Below are 24,137 nucleotides of genomic sequence, written 5' to 3' on the forward strand. Positions count from 1 at the left end.
TCAGGCGACCCGGCTCGGTTCAGACGGTACCGCCGGTACCGGGTTTCGACGAAGCGTTGTAAGCAACGGAACCGGCGACGATGAAGCGTGACGCAGCTCACGGTGTGCGGTTCTTTTACTCACGCCGTACCTAACCCTCGACCGCCGCTGATCCTCCGACGACGCTGCGACCCATGGCCTTTGACGTGGTGAAACTCGGCGCGCGCATCGGCGCGCGTATCGACGGTGTGCAGCTCGGCGGTGGCGTGTCCCGCACAGTGGTGGCGGCGATCAACGAAGCGCTGGTGGAGCACAAGGTGCTGTTCTTCCGCGGCCAGCACCACCTCGACGACGACGGCCAGTGGGCGTTCGCGCGGCTGCTGGGCACGCCGACGGCGGCCCATCCGACCGTCCGGTCGCGCGGCGGCCGGCTGCTGCCGATCGACTCGCGGTACGAGAAGGCCAACAGCTGGCACACCGACGTCAGCTTCGTCGACCGCATCCCGAAAGCGTCGCTGCTGCGGGCGATCACGCTGCCGGCCTACGGCGGCACCACCACCTGGGCGTCCACCGAAGCCGCCTACGACGACCTGCCGGAACCGCTGCGGCGGCTGGCCGAGAACCTGCGGGCCGTCCACACCAACCACTACGACTACGTCTCCCATCACGGCGCCGAACCGGCCACCGACACCGAGCGGGACTACCGCGCCGAGTTCGTCTCCGACCGCTTCGAGACCGAGCACCCCGTGGTGCGCATCCATCCGGAGACCGGGCGGCGCGTGCTGCTGCTCGGGCAGTTCGTCGCGCGGTTCGTGGGCCTGAACGCACGCGAGTCGGCCGCACTGTATGACCTGCTGCAGGCGCGAATCACGAAGCTGGAGAACACGATCCGGTGGAGTTGGGAGCCGGGCGACGTGGCGCTGTGGGACAACCGCGCCACCCAGCACTATGCGGTGGCGGACTACGACGACCAGTACCGCCGGCTCAGCCGCGTCACCCTGGCCGGCGACATTCCCGTCGACGTGGCCGGCCGGCCGAGCCGCGCCCTGCTCGGGGACGCCTCGGGCTACTCGATCGTCGACGAACCGGTGCTGCTGGCCGGCTGAGGCGCCGGTTGGTTCGTCGTACCGTGGACGGGTGACCCGCGACCGCGCCGACGACGCCTGCCCCGGTGCGCTGCAGCTGCACCCGGCGGCCGACGGTGCGCTGGCCCGGATCCGGCTGCCCGGCGGCAGGCTCGACGCCGCCCAGCTCGAAGCGCTGGCGCACACCGCGCGCGATCTCGGTGGCGGCGCGCTGGAACTCACCGCCCGGGCAAACCTGCAGATCCGCGGCATCGCCGACGCCGACACCGCGGCGGTGGCCGACGCGGTCGCCGCAGCGGGCCTGCTGCCGTCGCCCACGCACGAGCGGGTCCGCAACATCGTCGCGTCGCCGCTGACGGGTCGCGCCGGCGGGCTCGTCGACCTGCGCCCCGCCCTCACCGCGCTCGACGCCGCCATCGCGGCAACCCCGGAACTGGCCGGGCTGACCGGGCGGTTCTTCTTCGGGCTCGACGACGGTCGCGGCGATGTCGCCGGCATGGCGCCCGACGTCGGCGCGCTCGCGGTCGCCGCCGATGCGATCGCGCTGCTGCTAGGTGGCCGCGACACCGGCATCCGCGTGCCGCCGACCGAGGTGGTGGCCCTGCTCGTCGAGATCGCGGTCACCTTCGCCGGGCAGCGGGGCTCCGCCTGGCGCGTCGCCGAGCTGCCGGACCCGGAAGGGCTGCTGCCCGACCGGCCGCGGACAGCACCCGTGGCCGACACCGCCTTCCCGGTCCCCCGGCCGCCGATCGGCTGGATTGCCCAGGACGACGGCCGAATCGCGCTGGGCGCCGGCGTGCCGCTCGGGGTCCTCGACGCCCGGCTGGCGGAGTTCGTGACCGCCGTCGGCGCCCCGGTGATCGTCACACCGTGGCGGTCGCTGCTGATCTGCGACCTGACGGAGGACGTCGCGGACACGGTGCTGCGCGTGCTGGCGCCGATGGGGCTGATCTTCGACGAGAACGCTCCGCTGCTGCGGGTCAGCGCCTGCACGGGCAGCCCCGGCTGCGAGAAGTCGGCGGCCGACGTGCGCGCCGACGCCGTGGCAGCCGCTGCGGCGGCCGGTCCTGCCGCCCCGGCCGTGCACCGCCACTTCGTGGGTTGTGAGCGGGCGTGCGGCAGCCCGCCGGGCGGTGAAGTGTGGGTCGCCACCGGCGACGCCGGGGTGTACCGGCCGCGGTCGCGTGACCTTCTAGGGTGAGCGGGTGCTCGACTACATCCGCGACGCCGCCGAGATCTACCGGCAGTCGTTCGCGACGATCCGGGCCGAGGCCGACCTGTCGGTCTTCCCCGACGACGTCGCGCGGGTGGTCGTCCGGCTGATCCACACGTGCGGGCAGGTCGACGTCGCCGAGCACGTGGCGTTCACGCCAGACGTGGTGGCCCGGGCCGCCGCGGCGCTGGCCACGGGGGCGCCGGTGCTGTGCGATTCGTCGATGGTGGCCGCCGGCATCACCCGCTCCCGGCTGCCCGCCGACAACGAGGTGGTGTCGCTGGTCGCCGATCCGCGGGCGCCCGAGCTGGCGCAGCGCACCGGCAACACCCGGTCGGCGGCCGGTGTCGAGCTGTGGGCGGACCGCCTCGCCGGCGCGGTGGTGGCGATCGGCAATGCGCCCACCGCGCTGTTCCGGCTGCTCGAGCTCGTCGACGACGGCGTCGCCGCACCGGCCGCGGTGCTCGGTGGGCCGGTGGGCTTCGTCGGGTCCGCGCAGTCGAAGCAGGAGCTCATCGATCGTCCGCGCGGCATGAGCTACCTGGTGGTGCGGGGCCGCCGCGGGGGCAGCGCGATGGCCGCGGCCGCCGTCAACGCGATCGCGAGCGAGCGCGAATGACGAAGCGCGGCACCCTTTATGGCGTCGGCCTCGGGCCCGGCGACCCGGAGCTGGTGACCGTCAAGGCCGCCCGCGTCATCGGGCAGGCCGACGTCGTCGCCTACCACAGCGCACGGCACGGCCGCAGCATCGCCCGCACGATCGCCGAACCGTACCTGCGGCCGGGGCAGCTCGAGGAGCACCTCGTCTATCCCGTCACCACGGAGACCACCGAGCACCCCGGCGGCTATGCCGGCGCCATCGAGGACTTCTACACCGCGTGCGCGCAGCGCATCGCCGCCCACCTGGACGCCGGCCGCGACGTCGCGCTGCTCGCCGAGGGCGATCCGCTGTTCTACAGCTCCTACATGCACATGCACACCCGGCTGACCGAGCGGTTCGAGGCGGTCATCGTGCCGGGCGTCACCTCCGTCAGCGCGGCGTCGGCGGCCACCGCGACGCCGCTGGTGCAGGGTGACGAGGTGCTCACGGTGCTGCCGGGCACGCTGCCGCCCGCCGAGCTGGCCCGCCGCCTCGCCGACACCGACGCGGCCGTGGTGATGAAGCTCGGACGCTCCTATGACGCGGTGCGCCAAGCGCTGTCGGACGCCGGCCGGCTCGGTGACGCCGTCTACGTCGAGCGGGCCAGCACGCCCGGAGAGCGCGTCGCGCCGGCAGGCACGGTCGAGGCCGACGCGGTGCCGTACTTCTCGCTGACCGTGCTGCCGGGCCGGCCCGCCCCCGACGCCACCGGCGGGGTCGCGGTCGTCGGTCTCGGACCGGGCCGCGGTGACTGGATGACGCCCGAGAGCCGCCGCGAACTCGCCGGCGCGACCGACCTCATCGGCTACGGGCCGTACCTCGATCGGGTGCCGGTGCGCACCGGGCAGCGCCGCCATCCCAGCGACAACACCGACGAGCCGGCGCGCGCGCAGCTGGCGTGCTCGCTCGCGCAGCAGGGCCGGTCGGTGGCGGTGGTCTCCTCCGGCGATCCCGGCGTGTTCGCGATGGCCACCGCGGTGCTCGAGGAGGCGAAGCAATGGCCCGGCGTGCAGGTGCGGGTGATCCCGGCGATGACCGCCGCCCAGGCCGTGGCGAGCCGGGTGGGCGCGCCGCTGGGCCACGACTACGCCGTGATCTCGCTGTCGGATCGGCTCAAGCCGTGGGACGTCATCGCGGCACGGCTGGCGGCGGCGGCGTCGTCGGATCTGGTGCTGGCGCTGTACAACCCGGCGTCGAAGACCCGCCGCTGGCAGGTGGGCGCCATGCGGGATCTGCTGCTGGAGCATCGCGAACCCGGCACGCCGGTGGTGATCGGCCGCGACGTGGCCGGGCCGCAGGAGTCCGTGACGGTGGTGCGGCTCGCCGACCTCGACCCCGACGCGGTGGACATGCGCTGCCTGTTGATCGTCGGCTCGTCGCAGACGCAGTGGTACAGCGACGCCGACGGCGACCGGGTGTTCACCCCGCGCCGCTACCCGACCTGACCCACCGTTCCGCGTCGGCGACGGTGCTGACGGTCTCCACGCCGGCCGGCAGCGGTGGCCGGGCGACCATCACGACCGGGATGCCGAGGTCGACGGCGGCGTCGAGCTTGGCGCGGGTGAGCGTGCCGCCGCTGTTCTTCGTCACCAGCACGTCGATGCCGTTGTCGCGCAACAGGCTTCGTTCGCCGTCGTAGTCGTACGGCCCGCGGGACAGCAGCACCCGGTGACGCACCGGCAGCGTATGCGGCTCGGGCGCACTGACCACCCGGATCAGGAACCACGCGGCGCTACCGGCGAACGCCGCGATCGAGGAGCGACCGGTGGTGAGGAAAACCCGGTGGTAGGGCGAGATCGTCTCGGCCGCAGCGGCATTCGACGCGACCGTGATGGCGCCGGCGTCGTCCCACGCCGGGCGGGCAAGCACCAGGTGGGGCAGCCCGAGGTCGGCGCAGACGCGTGCGGCGGTCGCGGTGATCGTCGCCGCGAACGGATGGGTGGCGTCCACCACGGCGTCGACCGGATGCTCGCGCAACCAGTCCCGCATCCCGGCCGCGCCACCGAAACCTCCGATGCGGACCTGCCCCACCGGCAGCGCCGGATCGGGCACCCGGCCCGCCAGCGAGCTGATCACGTCGACGTCCGGGTGCAGCCGGCGCGCCAGCGCCCGCGCCTCGCCCGTGCCGCCGAGCAGCAGCACGCGCATCAGTGCCGGCTTCCGCGGCGGCGGTCAGGTGAGTACAGGTAGCTGTCGACGCCGTCGGCCGCCAGCACGTCACCGACGACGATGACGGCCGTCTTGGTGACGCCCGCAGCATGCACCTGCCCGGCGATGTCGGCGAGGGTGCCGCGCAGCACCACCTGCTGCGGCCAGCTTGCGAACGCCACCACCGCGGCGGGCGTCTCGCGGCGGTACCCGCCGGCGGTGAGTTGCGCGACGACGGTGTCGATCTGGGCCGCGGCGAGGTGCAGCACCAGGGTCGCGCCGGGCGCCGACAGCGTGGCAAGGTCCTCGCCCGCGGGCATGGCGGTCGACAGCGTCGCGACGCGCGTCAGCGTCACGGTCTGCGCGACGCCGGGCACCGTCAGTTCGCGGCCCAGCGCGGCGGCGGCAGCCGCGAACGCCGGAACGCCGGGCACGATCTCGTAGGCGATGCCCAGGTCGTCGAGGCGTCGGCACTGCTCGGCGACCGCGCTGTAGAGCGACGGGTCACCGGAGTGCAGCCGGGCGACGTCGTGACCGGCGGCGTCGGCGGCGGCGAGGTGTTCGATGATCCGGTCGAGGTCCAGCGGACCGGTGTCGACGACGCGGGCGTCCGGCGGGCAGAGCGCCAGCAGGTCGGCGGGCATGATGGAGCCGGCGTACAGGCACACCGGGCACCGCCGCAGCAGCCGCTCGCCGCGGACGGTGATCAGGTCGGCCGCGCCCGGTCCGGCGCCGATGAAATAGACGGTCATCGCTTGGTGACCGTCCACTGCGTCACCGGCATCGCGGGCCGCCAACCCGTGAAGGCGCCGACGGGTTCGCCCCGGTAGTGCTGGTAGCGGCGCAGCTCCCCGCCGCGCTCGGTGAAGCCCCGGATCGTGACCGCCTCGGATTCCGCGGTCACCGCGTTCGCCACCAGCCGCCCCCCGACGGGCAGCCGGTCCCAACAGGCGTCGAGCAGTCCGGGTCGGGTCAGCCCGCCGCCGAGGAAGACCGCCGACGGCGCCGGGGCGTCAGCGAAGCAATCCGGAGCGGCGCCGCGGGTGTCGACGGCAACCCCGAACCGCCGCACGTTGCTGACGATCCGCTGGGCGCGGACCGCGTCGCGTTCGAACGTCACGGCGCGACAACCGCCGCCGGACAGACACCACTCGATCGCGATGCTGCCCGCACCGGCGCCGACGTCCCACAGCAGCTCACCGGGCCGCGGCGCCAGCGCGGCGAGCGTCACCGCCCGCATCGACTGCTTGGTCAACTGGCCGTCGGAGGCGAACCAGTCGTCGGGCCGGGCCTGCAGCACGCGGTCGTCGGGCCGGTAGTCGACAGCGATCACGTGGAGCGGATCGACGTCGGCGGGCGGATCGGCCGCCCAGGCGGCGGCGGTGGCCGTGCGGCGGCGTTCGGCGGGGCCGCCGAGTTGCTCCAGCACCGTGAACGCCGAGTCGCCGCGACCGGTTTCGACGAGCAGACCCGCCAGCGCCGCCGGGGTGTCACCGTCGCGCGACAGCACCACGGCGCGCCCGCCGCGGCGCACCGCGGTGTGGGAGGCGGCGGTCACCAGGCTGATCACCTCGGTGTCGGCGACCGGCCACCCCAGTCGGGCGCAGGCCAGCGTCACGCTCGACACGTGCGGCAGCACGTCCACCCGCTCGGCGCCGAACAGCCGCATCACCGTGGCGCCGATGCCGTGCAGCATCGGATCCCCCGACGCCAACACGTGGACATCGGCTTCGGCGCTGTCGAGCAGGTCGCGCAGCGCGGGGAGCAGCGGCGACGGCAGCTCCCGCCGACGCGCCGTCACCGTGTCGTCGAGCAGCGCGAGCTGCCGCGGCGCGCCGACGATCTCGGTGGCGCGGCCCAGCTCGCGGCGAGCGGTCGGCGTCAGGCCCGCCAGCCCGTCCGCGCCGATACCGACCACGACGATCACCGGCAGGCCTTGCTTCTCGCGCAAGCGCTCATCGGGGCAGCCTCCGCCACACGAACCCCGGCAGCAGCCGCATGCCGAACGCCACCGGGCCGAGCACCCGCGGCACCCACACGGTCCGGCGGCCCTTCTCCAGCGCCCGCACGGTGGCGTCGGCGACCTGCGCCGGGGTGGTGGCAAACGGCGCCGGGGGCATGCCCGCCGTCATCCGGCCGATCACGAAGCCCGGCCGCACCAGCAGCAGCGTGGCGCCCGAACCGTGCAGCGCGTCGGCCAGTCCGCTGGCGAAACCGTCGAGACCGGCCTTGGCCGATCCGTAGACATAGTTCGCGCGTCGCACCCGGTTGCCGGCGATCGACGAGAACACCACCAGCGAGCCTGACCCGGCGGCGCGCATGGCCGCCGCCAGCTCCGTCAGCAGGCTGACCTGCGCCACGTAGTCGGTGTGGACCACCGCGACCGCGTGGGACGCGTCGCGCTCGGCCCGCGCCTGATCGCCCAGCACCCCGAACGCCAGCACCGCGACGTCGATCCGGCCGTGCGCGGCGACCAGGTCCGCCACCAGCCGGCCGTGCGATGCGACGTCGTCGGCGTCGAAGGCGACGGTGTGCACCGCGGCCGCCCCGGCTCGGCGCAGCGCCGCCTGCTGCTCGGCAAGCCGGTCCGGGTCGCGGGCGGCCAGCACGATCGTGGCGCCGGCGTGCGCCAACCGGACCGCGACCTCCCCGCCGATCTCGCTGCGGCCGCCGAACACCACGACCGTCTTCGTGTCGTCCACGGCAGCGATTATGTCCTGTACTAGCGTGGGTACCGATGGCCCGCGCTTCGACCACCCGCCTCACCAACGACGCGCTCGCGTTCCTCACCGAGCGTCATCTGGCGATGCTCACGACGCTGCGCGCCGACAATTCGCCGCACGTGGTGGCGGTCGGCTTCACCTTCGACCCGAAGACCCACATCGCGCGCGTCATCACCACCGGCGGGTCGCAGAAAGCGCTGAACGCCGAACGCGCCGGCGTGGCGGTGCTGTCGCAGGTCGACGGGGCGCGCTGGCTGTCGCTGGAGGGCCGGTCGACCGTCCACACCGATCCCGAGTCCGTGCGGGACGCCGAACTGCGGTACGCGCAGCGCTACCGCACCCCGCGGCCCAACCCGCGCCGGGTGGTCATCGAGGTGCAGATCGAGCGGGTGCTCGGCTCGTCCGAACTGCTCGACCGCTCCGGCGACTAGGCCGACGCCCAGCCCGGCACCACGACGAGCTCATGCGGCCGGTGGTTGACCGGCAGCGCCCCGTCGTCGGTGACGATCACGATGTCCTCGATCCGCGCACCCCAGCTCCCGGGGAAGTAGACGCCGGGTTCGATGCTGAACGCCATACCCGGCCGCAGTTCGACGGCGTTCCCGGCGACGATGTACGGCTCCTCGTGCACCGAGAGCCCGATGCCGTGGCCGGTGCGGTGCACGAAGTACTCCCCCAGCCCGGCGGCCGTCAGCTCGTCGCGCGCGGCGGCGTCGACCTGCTCGGCGGTCACCCCCGGCCGTACCGCCGCGACCGCCGCCTGCTGCGCGCGCTGCAGCACCGCGTAGTGCTGCGCGACCTCCGCGGTCGGCTCGCCGAGGCTGTAGGTGCGGGTGCAGTCGGAGTGGTAGCCCGGCTCATACGGCCCGCCGATGTCGACGACCACGACGTCGCCGGCCCGCAACACGCGGTCGGAGCATTCGTGATGCGGGTCGGCCCCGTGCGGACCGGAGCCGACGATGACGAACGCCACATCCGAATGACCCTCGGCGACAATGGCTTCGGCGATGTCGGCTGCGACGTCGGCCTCGGTGCGGCCCGGTACGAGGAATCCGGGCACCCGCGCGTGCACGCGGTCGATCGCGGCGCCGGCGCGGCGGAGCGCGTCGATCTCCGCATCGTCTTTGATCATGCGTAGCTCGCGCAGCACGTCGGTCGCCAACACCGGCACGGCGCCCAGCAGATCGGTCAGCGGCAGCAGGTGCAGCGCGGGCATGGCCTCGGTGACGGCGACCGAGCCGCCGCTCAGCGCCTCGGCCACCAGCCGGTACGGGTCTTCGCCGTCGACCCAGTCCTGCACCGGCAGAACGAGTTCCGGGATCGCCGACTCCTTCAGCGAGGCCAGTTCCAGGCGCGGCACCACGACCGTCGGGGGGCGGCCGTCGGCGGGGACGACGAGCGCGGTGAGCCGCTCGAAGGTCTGCGCCCGCGAGCCGGTGAGATAGCGCAGGTCATAACCGGGCGTCACGACCAGCCCGTCCAGACCGGCCGCGGCGGCGCCCGCCGCCGCCCGCGCCAACCGGCGCCCGTACACGTCGGCACCGAAGCGCTCACCGCTGCTCATGACCGCAAGGCTAGTGCGCCGGAGGCCGGCGGGAGAGCCTGGCAGGATGACGCCATGGCCGCACCGCTGCTGCTCCTCGACGGCGCGAGCATGTGGTTCCGCTCGTTCTTCGGCGTCCCGACCTCCGTCAGGTCACCCGACGGCCGTCCGGTCAACGCCGTCCGCGGGTTCCTCGACGCGGTGGCGACGGTGATCACCCGCGAGCGGCCCCGCCGCCTGGTGGTGTGCCGCGACGACGACTGGCGACCGCAGTGGCGCGTCGAGGCCATCCCGACCTACAAGGCGCACCGGGTCGCCGAGGAAGCACCCGGCGACAGCCCGGACGTCGAGGTCGTACCCGACGAGCTGACCCCGCAGGTGGAGGTCATCTTCGACATCCTCGACGCATTCGGCATCTGCACGGCCGGCGCGCCCGAGCACGAGGCCGACGACGTCCTCGGCACGCTGACCGCCCGCGAGACCACCGATCCCGTCGTCGTCGTCAGCGGCGACCGCGACCTGCTGCAGCTCGTCGCCGACGACCCGGTGGCCGTCCGCGTGCTCTACCTGGGCAAGGGACTGAGCGGCGCCGTGCACTGGGGACCGACGGAGGTCGCCGAGAAGTACGGCGTACCGATCGACCGCGCCGGCCCCGCCTACGCCGAGCTGGCGCTGCTGCGCGGCGATCCGTCCGACGGCCTTCCCGGGGTGGCCGGAATCGGGGAGAAGACCGCCGCGACCCTCCTGGCTCGGCACGGCTCGCTCGCCGCCATCGTCGCGGCCGCCCAGGATCCGGGCTCCGCGATGTCAAAGGCTTACCGGCGCAGGATCATCGACGCGCTCGACTACATCGGGCGGGCCGAGTCGGTGGTGCGGGTGGCGTCCGACGCCCCGGTCACCATGAGCACCGTCAGCGACGAGCTACCGCTCGCCGCGCGCGATCCGCACCGGGTCGTCGAGCTCGCCGAGCGCCACGGTGTCACCTCGTCCATCGGACGATTGCAGCGTGCGCTCGACGCGCTGCCGTAGCTCAGGTGGGCCGACCGACCTCGTAGGTGCCGTCGTTGCCGCGGAACGTGACGCGCACCGTGCGCTCGGAGCCGTCGATATCCACCTTGCACTCGAAGGACTTACCGTCCTCGACCTTGATGTTCCGGCCGTCCGCGCAGCGCACGTTGTCGACGTTCTTCGCGCCGAACCCCTCGTTGCCGCCGGCGGTCAGCACGCGCTGCACGCCTTCTTGGGCCTTGTTGACGTCCAACTCGGTGGTGACGAAGAATCCCGGCTTCCAGAAGCCGAGCACCCCGAGCGCGGCGAGCGCCACCACGGCGACGACCCCGAGGATCCCCCAAACCGCTCTCCTGGACCGCTTCTGCGGTTCGCCGCCCGGCTGGCCGAAGTCGTAGCCGCTCGGCTGACCGTACTGGCCGGGCTGACCGTACTGGCCGGGCTGGGCGTACTGGCCGTACTGGGCGTACTGCTGACCGTACGACTGGCCGGCCTCGCCGTACTGGCCCGGCTGTCCGTACTGGCCCGGCGGGGCGTACTGGCCCGGCGGGGCGTATGGGTTGTACTGCGCGGCGTCGTATCCGGTGGGCTGGGCGTACTGCGACGGTTCGCCGTAGGAGCCCGGCTGCGGGTACTGGCCCGGCTGCGGCGGGTAGCCCGGCGACGCCGGATACGACGGCGGCGGTGTGCCGAACTGGGTGGTCTGCTGCTCCTGCCCGGCGACCGGCTGCCCGTAGCCGGACTGCGGCCCCGCATAGGCGGACGGATCCCACGACGGCGCAGCCGGTGCCGGCTGCTCGGGCGACGACTCCGGCGGCTGGCTGGGCGTCTCGGTGGTGGGCTGATCGCCGCCGCCGGCCGACCACTGCTGCTGCGGGTCGGGCTCCTGCGGTCCGGTCATCGGTTCTCCGTTCGTCACGCTTGTCACGGTGCCGTCGGGCACACCTTACCCGCTATCAACAGCGACAACGCCGCGTCTGACGGCCGCGATCGCGCGTTTCGCGGCGGCCCGCAGCGCCGCGTCGGGGGCGGTCAACCGCACCTGGTCGAGCAGGTCGAGCACCTGTCGACACCACCGCACGAAGTCCCCCGCCGACAGGGTCGTGCCCGTGCCGGCGGCGTCGGACGCGGCGAGCGCCGAAGTGAGGTCGGCGGTCGACGCCCACCGGTAGACCGCCGTCACGAAGCCGTCGTCGGGCTCACGCGACAGCGGCACGCGGTGGCGTTGCTCGTCGCCGCGCAGCGCCGCCGAGAGCCGGCGGGTGGCGGTGAGCGCCCGCCGCAGATCGGCGGTCGGTACCTCGACCCCCGCCGGTGACGGGCCGTCGCCGCCGCGGCTCTCGTACAGCACCGCCGACACGACGGCGGCCAGCTCGGCGGGCTGCAGACCCGTCCAGGCGCCGCTGCGCAGGCACTCGGCCACCAGGAGGTCGCTTTCGGAGTAGATGCGCGCGAGCAACCGGCCGTCGTCGGTGACGCGCGGGTCGCCGTCGCCGTCGCCACCCTCGATGAAACCCCGCTCGGTGAGCAGGCCGACGATGCGGTCGAAGGTGCGCGCCAGGGAGTTCGTCGCGCCGGCGATCTTCTGCTGCAGCACCGCGTTGTCACGCTCCACGCGCAGATAGCGTTCGGCGACGCGGGCTTTGGCCTCACGGTCGGCGAGCCGATTGGCGGGATGGCGCCGCAGAGCTTCCCGCAACGTCAGCAGTTCGGGATCGATGTCGGGGTCGCCGCTGCTCCGCCGCCGACGGCTGGGTACCTCCAGGCCCTCGGCGGCCGACCGCAGCGCCGACGCCAGGTCCCGGCGCACGCGGGGCTGGCGGTACTCGACGCGTTTGGGCAGCGCCATCGAGCCGATCGGTCCGGCGCTCCCCGGATAGTCCGCCGACGAGATGCGTCCGGCCCACCGGTTCTCGGTGAGCACCACCGGCCGCGGATCGGTCGGATCCCGGTCGGCTTCCAGGACGACGGCCACCCCTTCGCGGCGCCCGTGCGGGATCGCGATGATGTCGCCGCGGCGCAACCCGGCCAGCGCCTCGCCCGCGGCGCGACGGCGCTGCACACGGCCAGCGCGCGCCTGCGCGCGTTCGCGCTCGCTGATCGTGGCCCGCAACCGGGCGAAATCGAGGACGGTGTCGGCGTCGCCGCCGAGCTCGGCGCGGATCTCGCCGAGCAGCCGCTCCCCGCGGCGCAGCCCCTTGACGAGGCCGACGACCGACCGGTCCGCCTGATACTGGGCGAACGACCGCTCCAGCAGCCGGTGCGCCTGTTCCGGCCCGAGCTGGTTCACCAGGTTGATCGTCATGTTGTAGGACGGCGAGAACGAGCTGCGCAGCGGGAACGTGCGCGTCGACGCCAGGCCGGCGATGTTCGCCGGCTCCGCCGTCTCGTCGTTCGGATGCCACAGCACGACCGCGTGGCCCTCGACGTCGATGCCGCGACGACCGGCGCGGCCGGTGAGCTGGGTGTACTCGCCCGGCGTGAGCGCGGCGTGCTGCTCGCCGTTGAACTTGACGAGCCGCTCGAGCACCACGGTCCGGGCGGGCATGTTGATGCCCAGCGCCAGTGTCTCGGTCGCGAACACCACCTTGATGAGGCCCGCGGTGAACAGCTCCTCCACCGTGTGCCGGAACACCGGCAGCAGCCCGGCGTGGTGAGCCGCGAGCCCGCGCAGCAGCCCCTCGCGCCACTCGTGGTAGCCGAGCACCACCAGATCGCGTTCGGGCAGGTCGGCACACCGCCGGTCGACGATCTCGGCGATGCGGCCGCGTTCGGCCTCGGTGGTGAGCCGCAGCGGCGACCGCAGGCACTGCGCGACGGCGGCGTCGCAACCGGCGCGGGAGAACACGAAGGTGATCGCCGGGAGTAGGCCGTCGGCGTCCAGGGCGGAGATCACGTCCGGGCGGGACGGTTGACGGTACAGACGCGGCCGGTCACGGCCGTCCCGACCTCGGCGGCGAGGCTGCCAGTCGGTGAGCCGGTCGGCCTCCCGCCGGTGCGCGATGTGGCGCAGCAGGTCGGGGTCGACCAGCGTGGGTGTGCCGGCGCGGCCGGGCATCGTGCGGTCGTAGTCGAACAGGTCGAAGATCCGCTTGCCGACCATGACGTGCTGCCACAGCGGCACCGGTCGGTGCTCGTCGACCACCACCGTCGTGTCGCCGCGGACGGTCGTGATCCAGCCGCCGAACTCCTCGGCGTTGCTCACGGTCGCCGACAGGCTCACCAGCCGCACCTCGTCGGGCAGGTGCAGGATCACCTCTTCCCACACGGCGCCGCGCATCCGGTCGGCGAGGAAGTGCACCTCGTCCATCACCACGTGCGACAGGCCGGCCAGCGCCGGCGAGTCGGCGTAGAGCATGTTGCGCAGCACCTCGGTGGTCATCACCACCACCGGGGCGTCGGCGTTGACGGCCTGGTCGCCGGTCAGCAGGCCGATGCGCTGTGGACCGTAGCGCCGCACCAGGTCGGCGTGCTTCTGGTTGCTGAGCGCCTTGATCGGCGTCGTGTAGAAGCACTTGCGGCCCGCCGCCAACGCCAGGTGCACCGCGAACTCGCCGACCACCGTCTTGCCGGCCCCGGTCGGCGCGCAGACCAGTACACCGTGGCCCTGTTCGAGCGCGGCGCACGCCCGCTGCTGGAAGTCGTCGAGGGTGAACTCGAGGAGATCGGTGAACGCCGCCAGCTGAGGTCCGGTGGCGGTCTCAGGTGACATCGTCGTGTCCGGAGCTGCTGCTGTGGACAGCGATGTCCGACGGCGCCGGCGGCGGTGACGGCGGCTCGATCGGCGCCGCCTCGTCATCGGGCACCACCGGGCGCGCCGCCTCGCGCTTGGCCTTGCGCTTGTCGTGCACACGGGCGATCTGGACGGCGAGTTCCAGCAGCACCGTCAGCGCGAAGCCGAGCGCCAGCATCGAGAACGGGTCGGACCCGGGTGTGGCGAACGCCGCGAACACGAAGACCCCGAAGATCAGCCCCCGCCGCCACGCCTTGAGCCGCGCGTAGCTGAGGATGCCCACGACGTTCAGCATCACGATCAGCAGCGGCAATTCGAAGCCGATGCCGAACACCATCAGCAGGTTGATCAGGAAGCCGAAGTAGCGGTCACCCGAGAGCGCCGTCACCTGGACGTCGCTGCCGACCGTGAGCAGGAAGTCGAGTGCCTTGGCCAGCACGAAGTACGCCAGCAGCGCACCGCCGACGAACAGCGCCGCCGCCGAGCCGACGAACGCGACGGCGAAGCGCCGTTCGTTGCGGTACAGCCCCGGGGTGATGAACGCCCACAGCTGATAGAGCCACACCGGGCAGGCCAGCACGGTGCCCGCCGTCAACGCCACCTTGAGGCGGAGCATGAACTGGTCGAACGGCGCGGTCGCCAGCAGCCGGCAACCCCCGTCGGCGCTGAGCTCCGCGCGCGCCGACGCGGGCAGCGCGCAGTACGGTCCGCGTAGCCACTCACCGAGGCTGTCGGTGCCGAAGATGCCGTGGCTGTACCAGAAGAAGCCCAGGACGGTCGTGACGACGATGGCCGCCACCGCGATCAACAGCCGGGTGCGCAGCTCGCGGAGGTGATCGACCAGCGACATGGTGCCGTCCGGGTTCACCTTGCCGCGACGGCGGCGGGGATCCAGTCGCTTCAGGACGCCAGGAAGTCTCACCGGTTCAGAATCGAGGGCGCCACCGGAGGCGGCGCGAAGTCAGCGGCGACGCTACGCCGATCGGGCGTCGGTGTGACCGGGCTCGGGGCCCGGCCGCGGCGCCTCGGCGGGCTCCGCTACGCGCTCGGAGGACACCGGTGTGGCCGGCCGTTCCTTGCCGTCGTTCTGGAGCTCCTTCACCTCGGACTTGAAGATCCGCAGCGACTTACCCAGCGAGCGGGCGGCGTCGGGCAGCTTCTTCCAACCGAACAGGATCAGCACGACGATCGCGAGAATCAGCCAGTGCGAGGGCTGCATAGCACCCATCGAAAACCTCCAGACGTCGCCTCGATAGTACCCCGGCGGCTCAATCGACCCCCTCGGGCCGAGACGCGGCCTCATAGGCGCGCAGTGCGGCGACCGCCGCGTCGCGCACCCGGTCGGCGAGCGAGGACGGCGCCAGCACCTCCACGTCGGCGCCGAATCCCAGCACCAGCCGAGCCATCCACTCCTCCGAGCCGTAGGTCATGACCGCTTCGCAGCCGCCGTCGGGTGCCTCGCCGACGACCCGCATCGGGTAGTAGTCGAGCATCCACGTCGCCGACGGCGCGATGCGCAGCGACGCCGACGGCAGCGCGGGGTCGCCGTCGAACAGCGACGTCGCCGGCGGCGCATCCTCGGCCGGGGCGGGCGGCGCGGCGGGCTCGTCGAGCTGCGTCGCGTCGACGATCCGGTCGAACCGGAAGAGCCGCACGCCCTCGGCGGTGCGGCACCACGCCTCCAGGTAGCTGTGGTCGCCGACGAGCAACACCCGGATGGGGTCGACGGTGCGGCTGGTCAACATGTCGTGCGACGCGGAGTAGTACTCGATCGTGAGCGCGTGCCGGTCGCGCACCGCAGCCCGCACCGTCGCGGCGGCGGCGCTCTCTGCGGGGGCCGGTTCGTCGACGGCGGCTCCGGGGTGGTTGCCCGCCGCGCCCGCCGCCGCCTCGATCTTCGCGATCGCGCTCAGCGCCGCCTCGGGATCGACCATGCCCGGGATGTCGGCGAGCGCGCGCAGCGCCACCAACACGCCCGTCGCCTCGGTCGAGGTCAACCGCAGCGGATGGTCGATGCCGGCGGAAAAAGTGACGTGGATGGTGTTGCCGTCGAACTCCAGGTCGATGAGATCCCCGGGTCCATAGCCCGGCAGGCCGCACATCCACAGCTGGTTGAGGTCATCGCGGAGCTGCTTTTGCGACACCGCCAGGTCCGCCGCCGCCTCCGCGTGCGTGACGCCGGGATTCGCCTGGAAATACGGCACCATGTTCAGCAGCCGGACCAGCCGCTCCGATACCTGAGTCATGCGCGATCCCGCTCCGCTCCTCGCTGAAAAGTCATGCGCGATCCGCCTTTGCCCGCAGTCGTTCCAACACCGCTTCGCGCAGCGACTCCGGTTGCAGCACCACGGCGTCGGCGCCGCAACCGGCCACCTCGCGGGCGAGCCGGTCGAATGAGCCGATGTCGATCTCCACGACCTCGCCCGGCCGGCCGCCGAGCGGCTCGCTGCGCAACACGGTGGCGCCGCGGCGCAGCGCAGCCGCCCGTCCCTGCGCAATCCACACCGTCGCCGTCACTCCGGTCGGCGCCTCGCCGACCGCCCGCGCCACCAGCTGCCGCAGGTCGACGTCCTCGGGACGGCTGACCGCGCCGGGCGGACCGACCGGCGTCACGTCACTGCCGATCCGCGACAACCGGAAGACCCGCGGCGCGGCACGCCCGCGGTCGTGCGCCACCAGATACCACCGGCCCTTGTCCGTGACGACGCCCCACGGCTCGACCTCGCGCTCGACATAGGGGTCCAGGCGCGACGCCCGGTGCGGGATCCGTACCGCCTGACCGGCGTCGATGGCGTTGAGCAGCTTGCCGAGCACCTCCTCGGAACCGCGAATCCCCGGCAGCGCCGACGGCGTCGTGATGGCGACGCTGGTGTCGGCGTCCACGTCGACGCCGGCGGCGCGCAACTTGAGCACCGCGCCTTGCGTGGCCGTCACCATCTCCGGCGACTGCCACAGCTGCGTCGCCACCGCGACCGCCGCGGCCTCGTCGGCCGTCAACGCGATCGGCGCGAGCGCATACGCCTCGCGGTTGATGCGATAGCCCTCGCTCGGGTCGGTGCGGGACACCCGCCCGGTCTCCAAGGGGATGCCCAGGTCGCGCAGCTCGTTCTTGTCGCGCTCGAACATTCGGGCAAACGCCTCGTCGCTCGCGGTCTCGTCGTAGCCGGCCACGATGGAGCGGATCCGCTCGGCGGTGATGAAGTTGCGCGTCGACAGCAAGCAGATGACCAGGTTCATCAACCGTTCGACCTTAGAGATCGCCAACCCGCATCACCTCAACCGAAGAAACCGTCGCCGCTCACCACGCGCCGGCCGTCACATCGACGCGATCAACCTCTTGACCCGTTCGTCGACCGCCCGGAACGGGTCCTTGCACAGCACCGTCCGCTGCGCTTGGTCGTTCAGCTTGAGGTGCACCCAGTCGACGGTGAAGTCGCGGCCCGCGGCCTGTGCCGCGCTGATGAATTCGCCGCGCAGCTTCGCCCGGGTGGTCTGCGGCGGTGTGTTCACCGCCTCTTCGATGTCTTCGTCGGTCGTGATCCGCGCCGCGAGACCCTTGCGCTGCAGCAGGTCGAACACACCCCGGCCGCGCTTGATGTCGTGATAGGCCAGGTCCAGCTGGCTGATCTTGGCGTCCGACAGGTCCATGTCGTAACGGTCCTGGTAGCGCTGGAACAGCTTGCGCTTGATGACCCAGTCGATCTCGGTGTCGACCTTCGCGAAGTCCTGGCTCTCGACGGCGTCGAGCTGACGGCCCCACAGGTCGACGACCTGCTCGAGCTGCGCGTTCGGTTCGCGCGTCTGCAGGTAGTCCACCGCGCGGCCGTAGTACTCGCGCTGGATGTCCAGCGCGCTGGCCTGGCGGCCGCCCGCGAGCCGCACGGGCCGACGGCCGGTCACGTCGTGGCTGACCTCGCGGATGGCGCGGATCGGGTTGTCCAGCGAGAAGTCGCGGAACGCCACGCCCGCCTCGATCATCTCCAGCACCAGCGATGCCGTCCCCACCTTGAGCATGGTGGTGGTTTCGCTCATGTTGGAGTCGCCGACGATCACGTGCAGCCGCCGGTACTTCTCGGCGTCGGCGTGCGGCTCGTCGCGGGTGTTGATGATCGGGCGGCTGCGGGTCGTCGCGCTCGACACGCCCTCCCAGATGTGCTCGGCGCGCTGACTCAGGCAGAAAGTGGCCGCCTTGGGAGTCTGCAGCACCTTACCCGCACCGCAGATGAGCTGCCGGGTGACCAGGAAGGGCAGCAGCACGTCGGAGATCCGGCTGAACTCCCCGGCGCGCACGATCAGGTAGTTCTCGTGGCAGCCGTAGGAGTTCCCGGCCGAGTCCGTGTTGTTCTTGAACAGGTAGATGTCGCCGCCGATGCCCTCGTCGGCGAGCCGCTGCTCGGCGTCGATCAGCAGGTCCTCCAGCACGCGCTCCCCGGCCCGGTCGTGGGTGACCAACTGGATCAGGTTGTCGCATTCGGCGGTGGCGTACTCGGGATGCGAGCCCACGTCGAGATAGAGCCGAGCGCCGTTGCGGAGGAAGACGTTCGAACTGCGGCCCCACGACACCACCCGCCGGAACAGATACCGGGCAACCTCGTCCGGGCTGAGCCGGCGATGACCGTGGAACGTGCAGGTGACACCGAATTCCGTTTCGATGCCCATGATTCGCCGCTGCACGAGATCGAGCCTACTGGTTGTCGGCGCACCGCGGTGGCAGCACGCCGATCAGCGGCGTCAGGGCCCGGGTCGCCACGGCGGCGGCTGCGGGCCGCCGAAGGGTGAGCCACCTCCGCCACCGTAGGGCGGCTGGCCGCCGGCGGGCGGAGGCCAGGGCGCCGGACCCCGCGGTGGCGCTTGGCCACCGCCGGCCGGACCGGGCGTCCAGGGTTTCGGCGTCGTGGTGGTCGGCTGATTGCTCAACTGCGGATTCCACTGCGGCGGTGCCCCACCCAGCCGCTGACCACCGGTCGGGGGCCACGGTTGCGTCGGCCCGCCCGGCGGTCCGAAACCCGGCGGCGCGAACATGGTGTTCTTCTTGCGCCGATTGGCCAGCACCATCATCAGCCCGATCACCAACAGCACGACGGCAACCGCGACCGCACCGATGATCACCCACAGCCACGGGAAGTCGGACTTCGGCGGTTCCGGCTCGGCCAGCTGCACGCCGTTCTTCTGCAGGAAGTTCCGCAGCGTCGTGGCATCGGTGATGAAGTTGGCGCTCTGGTCGTTGAAGCCGGCGGAGTTGACGCCCAGCACCTCGCCGGTTTCGTTGGAGATGGTGGGCCCACCGCTCATCCCGGCGGACATCTGGGCGTTGATCTCCGTACCCGGCACGCCCTCGGGAGAGACCTGCTGACTGGACGCCGTGCCGGTCTTGAAGCTCGGCTGCGGCACCCGTGACGGGTCGCTGATGTCCTGCACCTTGCCCGCAAACCCCACCGCGGTGAGCTCCTCGCCCACTTCCGGCGCCTTGTCCGCCACGACGAGCGGCTTCAGCGGCGGGATGTTGGCCACGCGCAGCAGCGCGTTGTCGCCCTCCTTGAACGGCTGGAAATCGACGACCTGGGCGGTGGTGAACTGGTCGATGACGCGGTCGGGATCATCGGGCTGGATGACGCGGACCTCGCGCTCGACGGGCGCGCCGTTGTCCTTGCCTTCCACCGGCCACTGCTGACGATTCGCCAGCTCCAGGAACGCCGCGGCCTTCGATTCGCTGGAGAACTCGCCGTTGTCCAACAGCTCCATCACCATGGCCTCGCGGACCATGGACTTGATCTCTTCGCCGCCCGGGTCGACGCAGTGGCCGGCAGTCGCCAGGGAGGCGACGTCCACAGCGAACGCGGTGCACTGGCTTTGCGCCTTCACCGGTCCGAAGAAGGCACGGCCACCGGGCGCGCGGAGTTCCTCGGGCAGGAGCACCCACCCGGTCCAGCTCGCCTGCACGTAGACCACCGAGTCCTTCACCCGCTCGTTGATCCCCTGCTCGTCCGCGGCGGCGGTCGGCGCGCCGACCGTTGGGATCGCAGCGCCGACAAGCGATGCCATCACCAGCGCGAGCAGCCGCTTGGTCATCTGGCCTGCCTCCATCCGTCGCGGTGCGTGCGCACTCGTGGCTCAGACTGTACCGAGTTCACAGGGCCGATCGCGCACCAAATGACACGCTTCAGCAACGGGGACGGCGCCGCAGCGCTGTGGATAGCCGCAGCGGACCGCGGCCGTGTGCTGCCAGCATCGGTCGCATGGGGGAAGACAACGTCGAACTGGACGGCGCCGCACTCGAGCGGATCGCGGGACGCGTGAGCACGGCGGCTCCGGCGATCCGCGAGTCGCTGGCCGCCGCAATCGAATCGGACTGGACGGCGGCGAGGGCGGCGGCAGCCGATGTCACCGAGCAGTGTCGGCTCCGCCTGGGCCGGGTGGCCGACGGGCTCGCCGGCTGGGCGGCAGCCGCACAGGCCACCGTCGGCGACTTCACGCGCGCCGAGGACACCAACGCCGACCGCTTCGACCGACTGTGACGACGCCGACGGTCAGCCAGGCCGAGTCGTGGCATGACGCGCCGCTTCGCACCGCGGCTGCGGCGTGGACCCACACCGCCGAAGTCGTTGCGGCTCAATTCGACACGTTCCGTCAGGAGCTCAGCTCGAGCGAGCGGTGGTGGCAGGGCGCAGCCGCCGAGGCAGCCCGCCGCCGCGCTGCGGAACTGCAGGCGGAGAGCGAGCGCATCGGCACCGCGCTGCGGGCAGCGGCCACCGTCGCGGAGGCCGGCGCCGCACAGCTCACCGATCTGCAGACCCGGCTCGAGGAGATCCTGCGTGCCGCGCGGTCGACCGGATACCAAGTGGCCGACGACGGCAGCGTCGCCCCGCCGCCGCAACCGCAGCCCACTCCTCCCGACAGTGCGCGGCGGGCCGCAGAGTTCGCCGTGGCGATCAAGTTCATGCTTGCCGCGATGGGCAAGGCCGACGCCGACACCGACGCGGCGATCCGGGCGGCTTTCGATCGCGCCGAACCGCCACCGGCCACCGCTGCGCCGACCGCGCCCGCAACCTTTGACGGCGCAAAGATCGTCGCCGCCTGGCCCACGATGAGCCAGGACGACATCTCCCGCCAGTTCGGGCAGCTGGACCCCGCACAGCAGCGCATGCTCATCGAGCGCTACCCCGACCAGGTCGGCAACACCGACGGCGTTCCGTGGGCCGCGCGCGGAGCAGCCAATCAGGTCAGTATCGGTCGGGCGATCGCCGACGAGCAGCGGCTGCTCGCGCGCTCCGACACCGAAAAGCTACGCGACGCGTTCGCCGGCAAGGACGTCCCGGCGGGGCTCGATGCGAACACCCCGGAGGGGCGGCGCCTCATCGCTGGGATGGATCAGCAGTCGCGGGAGCGGATCGAGCGCTACCAAGCGCTCACCCGGCCACTGGTAACGGCGAACGGCACCGAAATCGAGCGAACTGTCCTGGGCTTCAACCCCAAGCAGGCGAAACTGATCCAGCTGTTCGGCGATCTCGGCAAAGCGCAGCACGTCGGGGTCATCGTGCCGGGGACGGAAACCAAGGTGGAGACAGCAGAAGCCGACGCACAGCGGGCCGCCCACTTCGTCGAGCTCAGCGGCGGCGAGGCGGCGATGATCAGCTACCTCGACGGGCCGTTCCCGCCGAACCTCCCGGAGGCCGCAGACCGCTCCTACGCGCTGGACATGGCGCCGCGGTTGGTCGCGTTCACCGAGGACGTCAACCGCACCGCAGACGCGCTGCAACGCGGCGTCGACACCACGGTCATCGGCCACTCCTACGGTGGTTCGATCGTCGGCACCGCCGAGACCCAGGGCCTGACGGCCGACCGGGTCGTCTACGTCGCGTCAGCCGGGGCCGGCGTGGACGTCCACGACGAAAGCGACTGGCACAACCGCAATCCCGATGTCGTGCGGTACTCCATGACCGCCCCCGGCGACCTCATCGAGCTCGTCCAGGGCGCCGTATTCGGCGAGGGCCCCCACGGCGCCGACACCGACCTGATGGCCGGCGTCACTCGGCTCGACACCGGCTACAACCATCAGACGGGTGAATTGGTCGCCGGTATCGACGCCCACAGCGCGGTGCTCGACGCCCCGTCGGATGCGCAGGACAACATCCTGGCCGTCATCACCGGCGAATCGACGAAGCCCTATGAATTCCGTCCTTTGGGCCTCGCGGATCCCGCGGCGTCAGGATTGGCGGTCAGGGCCGGGCTGGTCGCCATCTTCGGCATCGGTCCCGGATTGGTCTTCAACAGTCTGCTCGGCCGGTAGCAGCCCCTCGAGCGCCGCACGAGTGATCCGGCGGAAGGCGCGACGCGGCCGGTTGGCGTCCAGCACCGCCACCTCCAGCGTCGCAGGACCCAGTCGGCGAGGCTCGCCATTGTTGCCCCCGCTCGCCTGCAGCGCGCTCACCGCAATGCCGACCGCATCCTTCAGCTCGGCGTTCTCCCGGTACGACTCGTTGAGCGCTGCCGCGATCGGTTCGGTGGTGCCGCCCATGACGACGAAGTGCGGTTCGTCGGCGATCGAGCCGTCGTAGGTGATCCGGTACAGCTCAGGCGGTTTGGACTCGCCGTAATGCGCGACCTCGGCGACGCACAGCTCGACCTCGTAGGGTTTGGCCTGCTCGGTGAAGATCGTGCCGAGCGTCTGCGCATAGACGTTCGCGAGCTGCCGACCGGTCACGTCCCGACGGTCGTAGGCGTAGCCGCGGGTGTCGGCGAACTGGATCCCGCCGCGCCGCAGGTTGTCGAATTCGTTGAAGCGGCCGACCGCGGCGAAGCCGACGCGGTCGTAGAGCTCGCTGACCTTCTGCAGGGAGCGCGACGGGTTCTCGGCGACGAACAGCACGCCACCGGCGTAGGCGAGCGCGACCACGCTGCGGCCCCGGGCGATCCCCTTGCGCGCAAGCTCGGAACGCTCGCGCATCGCCTGCTCGGGCGAGATGAAGTACGGGAAGCTCATGCGTCGGCCCTTACGTCCGGATCGTCCGGTCCGAACGTGTCACGGCGGGAACGACTTCGGATGACGTCGCGCGCAAGGTCGGCGATCCGGTCGCCCGCCACCTCCTGCGCGCCGTCGGCGTCGATGGTCACCGCGGTCGGGAAGATGCCGCGCACCAGATCCGGTCCGCCCGTGGCCGAGTCGTCGTCGGCGGCGTCGTAGAGCGCCTCGACCGCCACGCGCAGCGCCGAGTCGGCGTCCTCGACGCGCGAGTACAGCTTCTTCATCGACGACTTGGCGAAGATCGAGCCGGACCCGACGGACTGGTAGCCCTCCTCCTCGATGTTCCAGCCACCCGCGGCGTCGAACGACACGATGCGGCCGGCGGAGGTGGGATCGGAGTCGTCCAGGTCGTAGCCGACGAGCAGCGGCAGCGCGACGAAGCCCTGCAGGGCGGCGCCGAGGTTGCCGCGCACCATGATCGCCAGCCGGTTGACCTTGCCGGCGAACGTCAGCGGCACACCTTCGAGCTTCTCGTAGTGCTCCAGCTCCACGGCGTAGAGCCGGGCGAACTCCACCGCGATGGCAGCCGTGCCGGCGATGCCGGTGGCGGTGTAGTCGTCGGTGATGTACACCTTCTGGACGTCGCGGCCGGCGATCATGTGGCCCTGCGTCGACCGGCGGTCACCCGCGATCAGCACGCCGCCGGGGTACTTCAGAGCGACGATGGTCGTGCCGTGGGGAAACTGCGCGCCGGCGCCGGCCGCGGCGTCGGTCACCACGTTGGTCGGAAGCAGTTGCGGGGCCTGCCGCCGCAGGAAGTCGGAAAACGACGACAGCTCGACGGCGGCGGTGGGAAATCCGGGTAGGGGGTCAGTGGCCAGGCGGTCGTTGGAGGGCCAGGTCACTGGCCGCCCTTTTGGACGTACGCGCGGACGAAGTCTTCGGCATTCTCTTCCAGCACGTCGTCGATCTCGTCCAGCAGATCGTCGGTCTCCTCGGCCAGCTTCTCGCGACGCTCCTGGCCCGCACCTCCGCTACCGGTGGGGTCGTCGTCATCGCCGCCACCACCGCCGCGCTTGGTCTGCTCCTGAGCCATCGCTGCC

The 24,137-nt window shown here is 71.9% G+C and carries 24 protein-coding genes; 8 read left to right on the forward strand and 16 right to left on the reverse strand.

What is annotated here, in order from left to right:
* Window positions 1-173: 173 nt before the first annotated feature.
* From LV457_RS13985 to LV457_RS14000, 4 genes are read left to right on the forward strand one after another with little or no spacing between them, the layout of a single operon-like run.
* Entirely contained in the window at window positions 174-1,085 is a 912-nt protein-coding gene (locus LV457_RS13985) for a TauD/TfdA family dioxygenase (protein ID WP_232171793.1), read from the forward strand.
* Between the two features lie 31 nt (window positions 1,086-1,116).
* Window positions 1,117-2,265: a precorrin-3B synthase gene (gene cobG, locus LV457_RS13990; protein WP_232171794.1), complete on the forward strand. Its 1,149-nt coding sequence runs from the start codon at window positions 1,117-1,119 to the stop codon at window positions 2,263-2,265.
* A 4-nt stretch (window positions 2,266-2,269) separates the two neighbouring features.
* Complete coding sequence (locus tag LV457_RS13995) at window positions 2,270-2,896, forward strand: precorrin-8X methylmutase (protein ID WP_232171795.1); 627 nt, start codon at window positions 2,270-2,272, stop codon at window positions 2,894-2,896.
* Complete coding sequence (locus tag LV457_RS14000) at window positions 2,893-4,362, forward strand: precorrin-2 C(20)-methyltransferase (RefSeq protein ID WP_232171796.1); 1,470 nt, start codon at window positions 2,893-2,895, stop codon at window positions 4,360-4,362. The genes LV457_RS13995 and LV457_RS14000 overlap by 4 nt, the downstream gene beginning before the upstream one ends.
* Here LV457_RS14000 and LV457_RS14005 read toward each other — a convergent pair.
* The 4 genes from LV457_RS14005 to LV457_RS14020 are packed head-to-tail and all read right to left on the reverse strand — an operon-like array spanning window position 4,337 to window position 7,767.
* The gene (locus LV457_RS14005; protein WP_232171797.1) at window positions 4,337-5,065 is read right to left on the reverse strand and encodes a cobalt-precorrin-6A reductase; all 729 of its coding nucleotides are present in this window, start codon (window positions 5,063-5,065) and stop codon (window positions 4,337-4,339) included. The genes LV457_RS14000 and LV457_RS14005 overlap by 26 nt on opposite strands.
* Complete coding sequence (cobM, locus tag LV457_RS14010) at window positions 5,065-5,817, reverse strand: precorrin-4 C(11)-methyltransferase (protein ID WP_232171798.1); 753 nt, start codon at window positions 5,815-5,817, stop codon at window positions 5,065-5,067. The genes LV457_RS14005 and cobM overlap by 1 nt, the downstream gene beginning before the upstream one ends.
* Complete coding sequence (gene cbiE / locus LV457_RS14015) at window positions 5,814-6,992, reverse strand: precorrin-6y C5,15-methyltransferase (decarboxylating) subunit CbiE (protein ID WP_232171848.1); 1,179 nt, start codon at window positions 6,990-6,992, stop codon at window positions 5,814-5,816. The genes cobM and cbiE overlap by 4 nt, the downstream gene beginning before the upstream one ends.
* Window positions 6,993-7,020: 28 nt before the next feature.
* A complete protein-coding gene (locus tag LV457_RS14020) occupies window positions 7,021-7,767 on the reverse strand; it encodes an SDR family NAD(P)-dependent oxidoreductase (RefSeq protein WP_232171799.1) in 747 nt (248 codons plus the stop codon).
* Between the two features lie 35 nt (window positions 7,768-7,802).
* Here LV457_RS14020 and LV457_RS14025 point away from each other — a divergent pair, with 35 nt between their 5' ends.
* On the forward strand, window positions 7,803-8,219 hold the full coding sequence (locus LV457_RS14025; RefSeq protein WP_232171800.1) for a F420-dependent biliverdin reductase: 417 nt from the start codon (window positions 7,803-7,805) through the stop codon (window positions 8,217-8,219).
* Here the strand turns inward: LV457_RS14025 and LV457_RS14030 are convergent.
* Window positions 8,216-9,352 (reverse strand): Xaa-Pro peptidase family protein, encoded by a 1,137-nt coding sequence (locus tag LV457_RS14030; protein ID WP_232171801.1) that lies wholly within the window; start codon window positions 9,350-9,352, stop codon window positions 8,216-8,218. The genes LV457_RS14025 and LV457_RS14030 overlap by 4 nt on opposite strands.
* A 54-nt stretch (window positions 9,353-9,406) precedes the next feature.
* Here LV457_RS14030 and LV457_RS14035 point away from each other — a divergent pair, with 54 nt between their 5' ends.
* Complete coding sequence (locus tag LV457_RS14035) at window positions 9,407-10,360, forward strand: 5'-3' exonuclease (protein WP_232171802.1); 954 nt, start codon at window positions 9,407-9,409, stop codon at window positions 10,358-10,360.
* A gap of 1 nt (window position 10,361) precedes the next feature.
* On the opposite strand, the gene LV457_RS14040 is transcribed toward LV457_RS14035, so the two are convergent.
* From LV457_RS14040 to LV457_RS14075, 8 genes are read right to left on the reverse strand one after another with little or no spacing between them, the layout of a single operon-like run.
* Complete coding sequence (locus LV457_RS14040) at window positions 10,362-11,240, reverse strand: DUF4333 domain-containing protein (protein WP_232171803.1); 879 nt, start codon at window positions 11,238-11,240, stop codon at window positions 10,362-10,364.
* Between the two features lie 45 nt (window positions 11,241-11,285).
* Window positions 11,286-14,051: an RNA helicase gene (locus LV457_RS14045; RefSeq protein ID WP_232171804.1), complete on the reverse strand. Its 2,766-nt coding sequence runs from the start codon at window positions 14,049-14,051 to the stop codon at window positions 11,286-11,288.
* Entirely contained in the window at window positions 14,041-14,994 is a 954-nt protein-coding gene (tatC, locus tag LV457_RS14050) for a twin-arginine translocase subunit TatC (RefSeq protein ID WP_232171805.1), read from the reverse strand. The genes LV457_RS14045 and tatC overlap by 11 nt, the downstream gene beginning before the upstream one ends.
* Before the next feature lie 51 nt (window positions 14,995-15,045).
* Window positions 15,046-15,300 (reverse strand): Sec-independent protein translocase subunit TatA, encoded by a 255-nt coding sequence (gene tatA, locus LV457_RS14055; protein WP_232171806.1) that lies wholly within the window; start codon window positions 15,298-15,300, stop codon window positions 15,046-15,048.
* 40 nt (window positions 15,301-15,340) lie between these two features.
* Window positions 15,341-16,318: a YafY family protein gene (locus LV457_RS14060; protein WP_232171807.1), complete on the reverse strand. Its 978-nt coding sequence runs from the start codon at window positions 16,316-16,318 to the stop codon at window positions 15,341-15,343.
* A 31-nt stretch (window positions 16,319-16,349) separates the two neighbouring features.
* A complete protein-coding gene (locus tag LV457_RS14065) occupies window positions 16,350-17,336 on the reverse strand; it encodes a YafY family protein (protein WP_232171808.1) in 987 nt (328 codons plus the stop codon).
* A 51-nt stretch (window positions 17,337-17,387) separates the two neighbouring features.
* The gene (gene pafA / locus LV457_RS14070) at window positions 17,388-18,746 is read right to left on the reverse strand and encodes a Pup--protein ligase (RefSeq protein WP_232171809.1); all 1,359 of its coding nucleotides are present in this window, start codon (window positions 18,744-18,746) and stop codon (window positions 17,388-17,390) included.
* Window positions 18,747-18,803: 57 nt separating this feature from the next.
* Complete coding sequence (locus tag LV457_RS14075; protein WP_232171810.1) at window positions 18,804-20,141, reverse strand: serine protease; 1,338 nt, start codon at window positions 20,139-20,141, stop codon at window positions 18,804-18,806.
* Between the two features lie 167 nt (window positions 20,142-20,308).
* Between LV457_RS14075 and LV457_RS14080 the strand changes: the two genes are divergently transcribed.
* Window positions 20,309-20,587 (forward strand): hypothetical protein, encoded by a 279-nt coding sequence (locus tag LV457_RS14080; protein ID WP_232171811.1) that lies wholly within the window; start codon window positions 20,309-20,311, stop codon window positions 20,585-20,587.
* Window positions 20,584-22,359, forward strand: a complete 1,776-nt coding sequence (locus LV457_RS20200; RefSeq protein ID WP_232171812.1) for an alpha/beta hydrolase — start codon at window positions 20,584-20,586, stop codon at window positions 22,357-22,359. Before LV457_RS14080 ends, LV457_RS20200 begins: the two co-directional genes overlap by 4 nt.
* On the opposite strand, the gene prcA is transcribed toward LV457_RS20200, so the two are convergent.
* From prcA to LV457_RS14100, 3 genes are read right to left on the reverse strand one after another with little or no spacing between them, the layout of a single operon-like run.
* Window positions 22,276-23,052 carry a proteasome subunit alpha gene (gene prcA / locus LV457_RS14090; RefSeq protein ID WP_232171813.1) on the reverse strand — a complete coding sequence of 259 codons (777 nt, stop codon included), beginning with the start codon at window positions 23,050-23,052 and terminating at the stop codon, window positions 22,276-22,278. The two genes, LV457_RS20200 and prcA, sit on opposite strands and share 84 nt — an antisense overlap.
* Window positions 23,049-23,939 carry a proteasome subunit beta gene (prcB, locus tag LV457_RS14095; RefSeq protein ID WP_232171814.1) on the reverse strand — a complete coding sequence of 297 codons (891 nt, stop codon included), beginning with the start codon at window positions 23,937-23,939 and terminating at the stop codon, window positions 23,049-23,051. Before prcB ends, prcA begins: the two co-directional genes overlap by 4 nt.
* Window positions 23,936-24,130 (reverse strand): ubiquitin-like protein Pup, encoded by a 195-nt coding sequence (locus LV457_RS14100; protein WP_232171815.1) that lies wholly within the window; start codon window positions 24,128-24,130, stop codon window positions 23,936-23,938. Before LV457_RS14100 ends, prcB begins: the two co-directional genes overlap by 4 nt.
* Between the last annotated feature and the right edge of the window lie 7 nt (window positions 24,131-24,137).

Origin of the sequence: Mycobacterium sp. MYCO198283, assembly GCF_021213805.1 — a bacterium.
Taxonomy (GTDB): domain Bacteria; phylum Actinomycetota; class Actinomycetes; order Mycobacteriales; family Mycobacteriaceae; genus Mycobacterium.

Excerpts from the sequence above, each read along its gene's own strand:
- LV457_RS13985 (WP_232171793.1), top strand. The coding sequence starts at position 174 with ATGGCCTTTGACGTGGTGAAACTCGGCGCGCGCATCGGCGCGCGTATC.
- LV457_RS14000 (WP_232171796.1), top strand. The coding sequence starts at position 2,893 with ATGACGAAGCGCGGCACCCTTTATGGCGTCGGCCTCGGGCCCGGCGAC.
- LV457_RS14005 (WP_232171797.1), bottom strand. The coding sequence starts at position 5,065 with ATGCGCGTGCTGCTGCTCGGCGGCACGGGCGAGGCGCGGGCGCTGGCG.
- cobM (WP_232171798.1), bottom strand. The coding sequence starts at position 5,817 with ATGACCGTCTATTTCATCGGCGCCGGACCGGGCGCGGCCGACCTGATC.
- LV457_RS14025 (WP_232171800.1), top strand. The coding sequence starts at position 7,803 with ATGGCCCGCGCTTCGACCACCCGCCTCACCAACGACGCGCTCGCGTTC.
- LV457_RS14030 (WP_232171801.1), bottom strand. The coding sequence starts at position 9,352 with ATGAGCAGCGGTGAGCGCTTCGGTGCCGACGTGTACGGGCGCCGGTTG.
- LV457_RS14035 (WP_232171802.1), top strand. The coding sequence starts at position 9,407 with ATGGCCGCACCGCTGCTGCTCCTCGACGGCGCGAGCATGTGGTTCCGC.
- LV457_RS14040 (WP_232171803.1), bottom strand. The coding sequence starts at position 11,240 with ATGACCGGACCGCAGGAGCCCGACCCGCAGCAGCAGTGGTCGGCCGGC.
- LV457_RS14045 (WP_232171804.1), bottom strand. The coding sequence starts at position 14,051 with ATGTCACCTGAGACCGCCACCGGACCTCAGCTGGCGGCGTTCACCGAT.
- tatA (WP_232171806.1), bottom strand. The coding sequence starts at position 15,300 with ATGGGTGCTATGCAGCCCTCGCACTGGCTGATTCTCGCGATCGTCGTG.
- LV457_RS14060 (WP_232171807.1), bottom strand. The coding sequence starts at position 16,318 with ATGACTCAGGTATCGGAGCGGCTGGTCCGGCTGCTGAACATGGTGCCG.
- LV457_RS14075 (WP_232171810.1), bottom strand. The coding sequence starts at position 20,141 with ATGACCAAGCGGCTGCTCGCGCTGGTGATGGCATCGCTTGTCGGCGCT.
- LV457_RS14080 (WP_232171811.1), top strand. The coding sequence starts at position 20,309 with ATGGGGGAAGACAACGTCGAACTGGACGGCGCCGCACTCGAGCGGATC.
- prcA (WP_232171813.1), bottom strand. The coding sequence starts at position 23,052 with ATGAGCTTCCCGTACTTCATCTCGCCCGAGCAGGCGATGCGCGAGCGT.
- LV457_RS14100 (WP_232171815.1), bottom strand. The coding sequence starts at position 24,130 with ATGGCTCAGGAGCAGACCAAGCGCGGCGGTGGTGGCGGCGATGACGAC.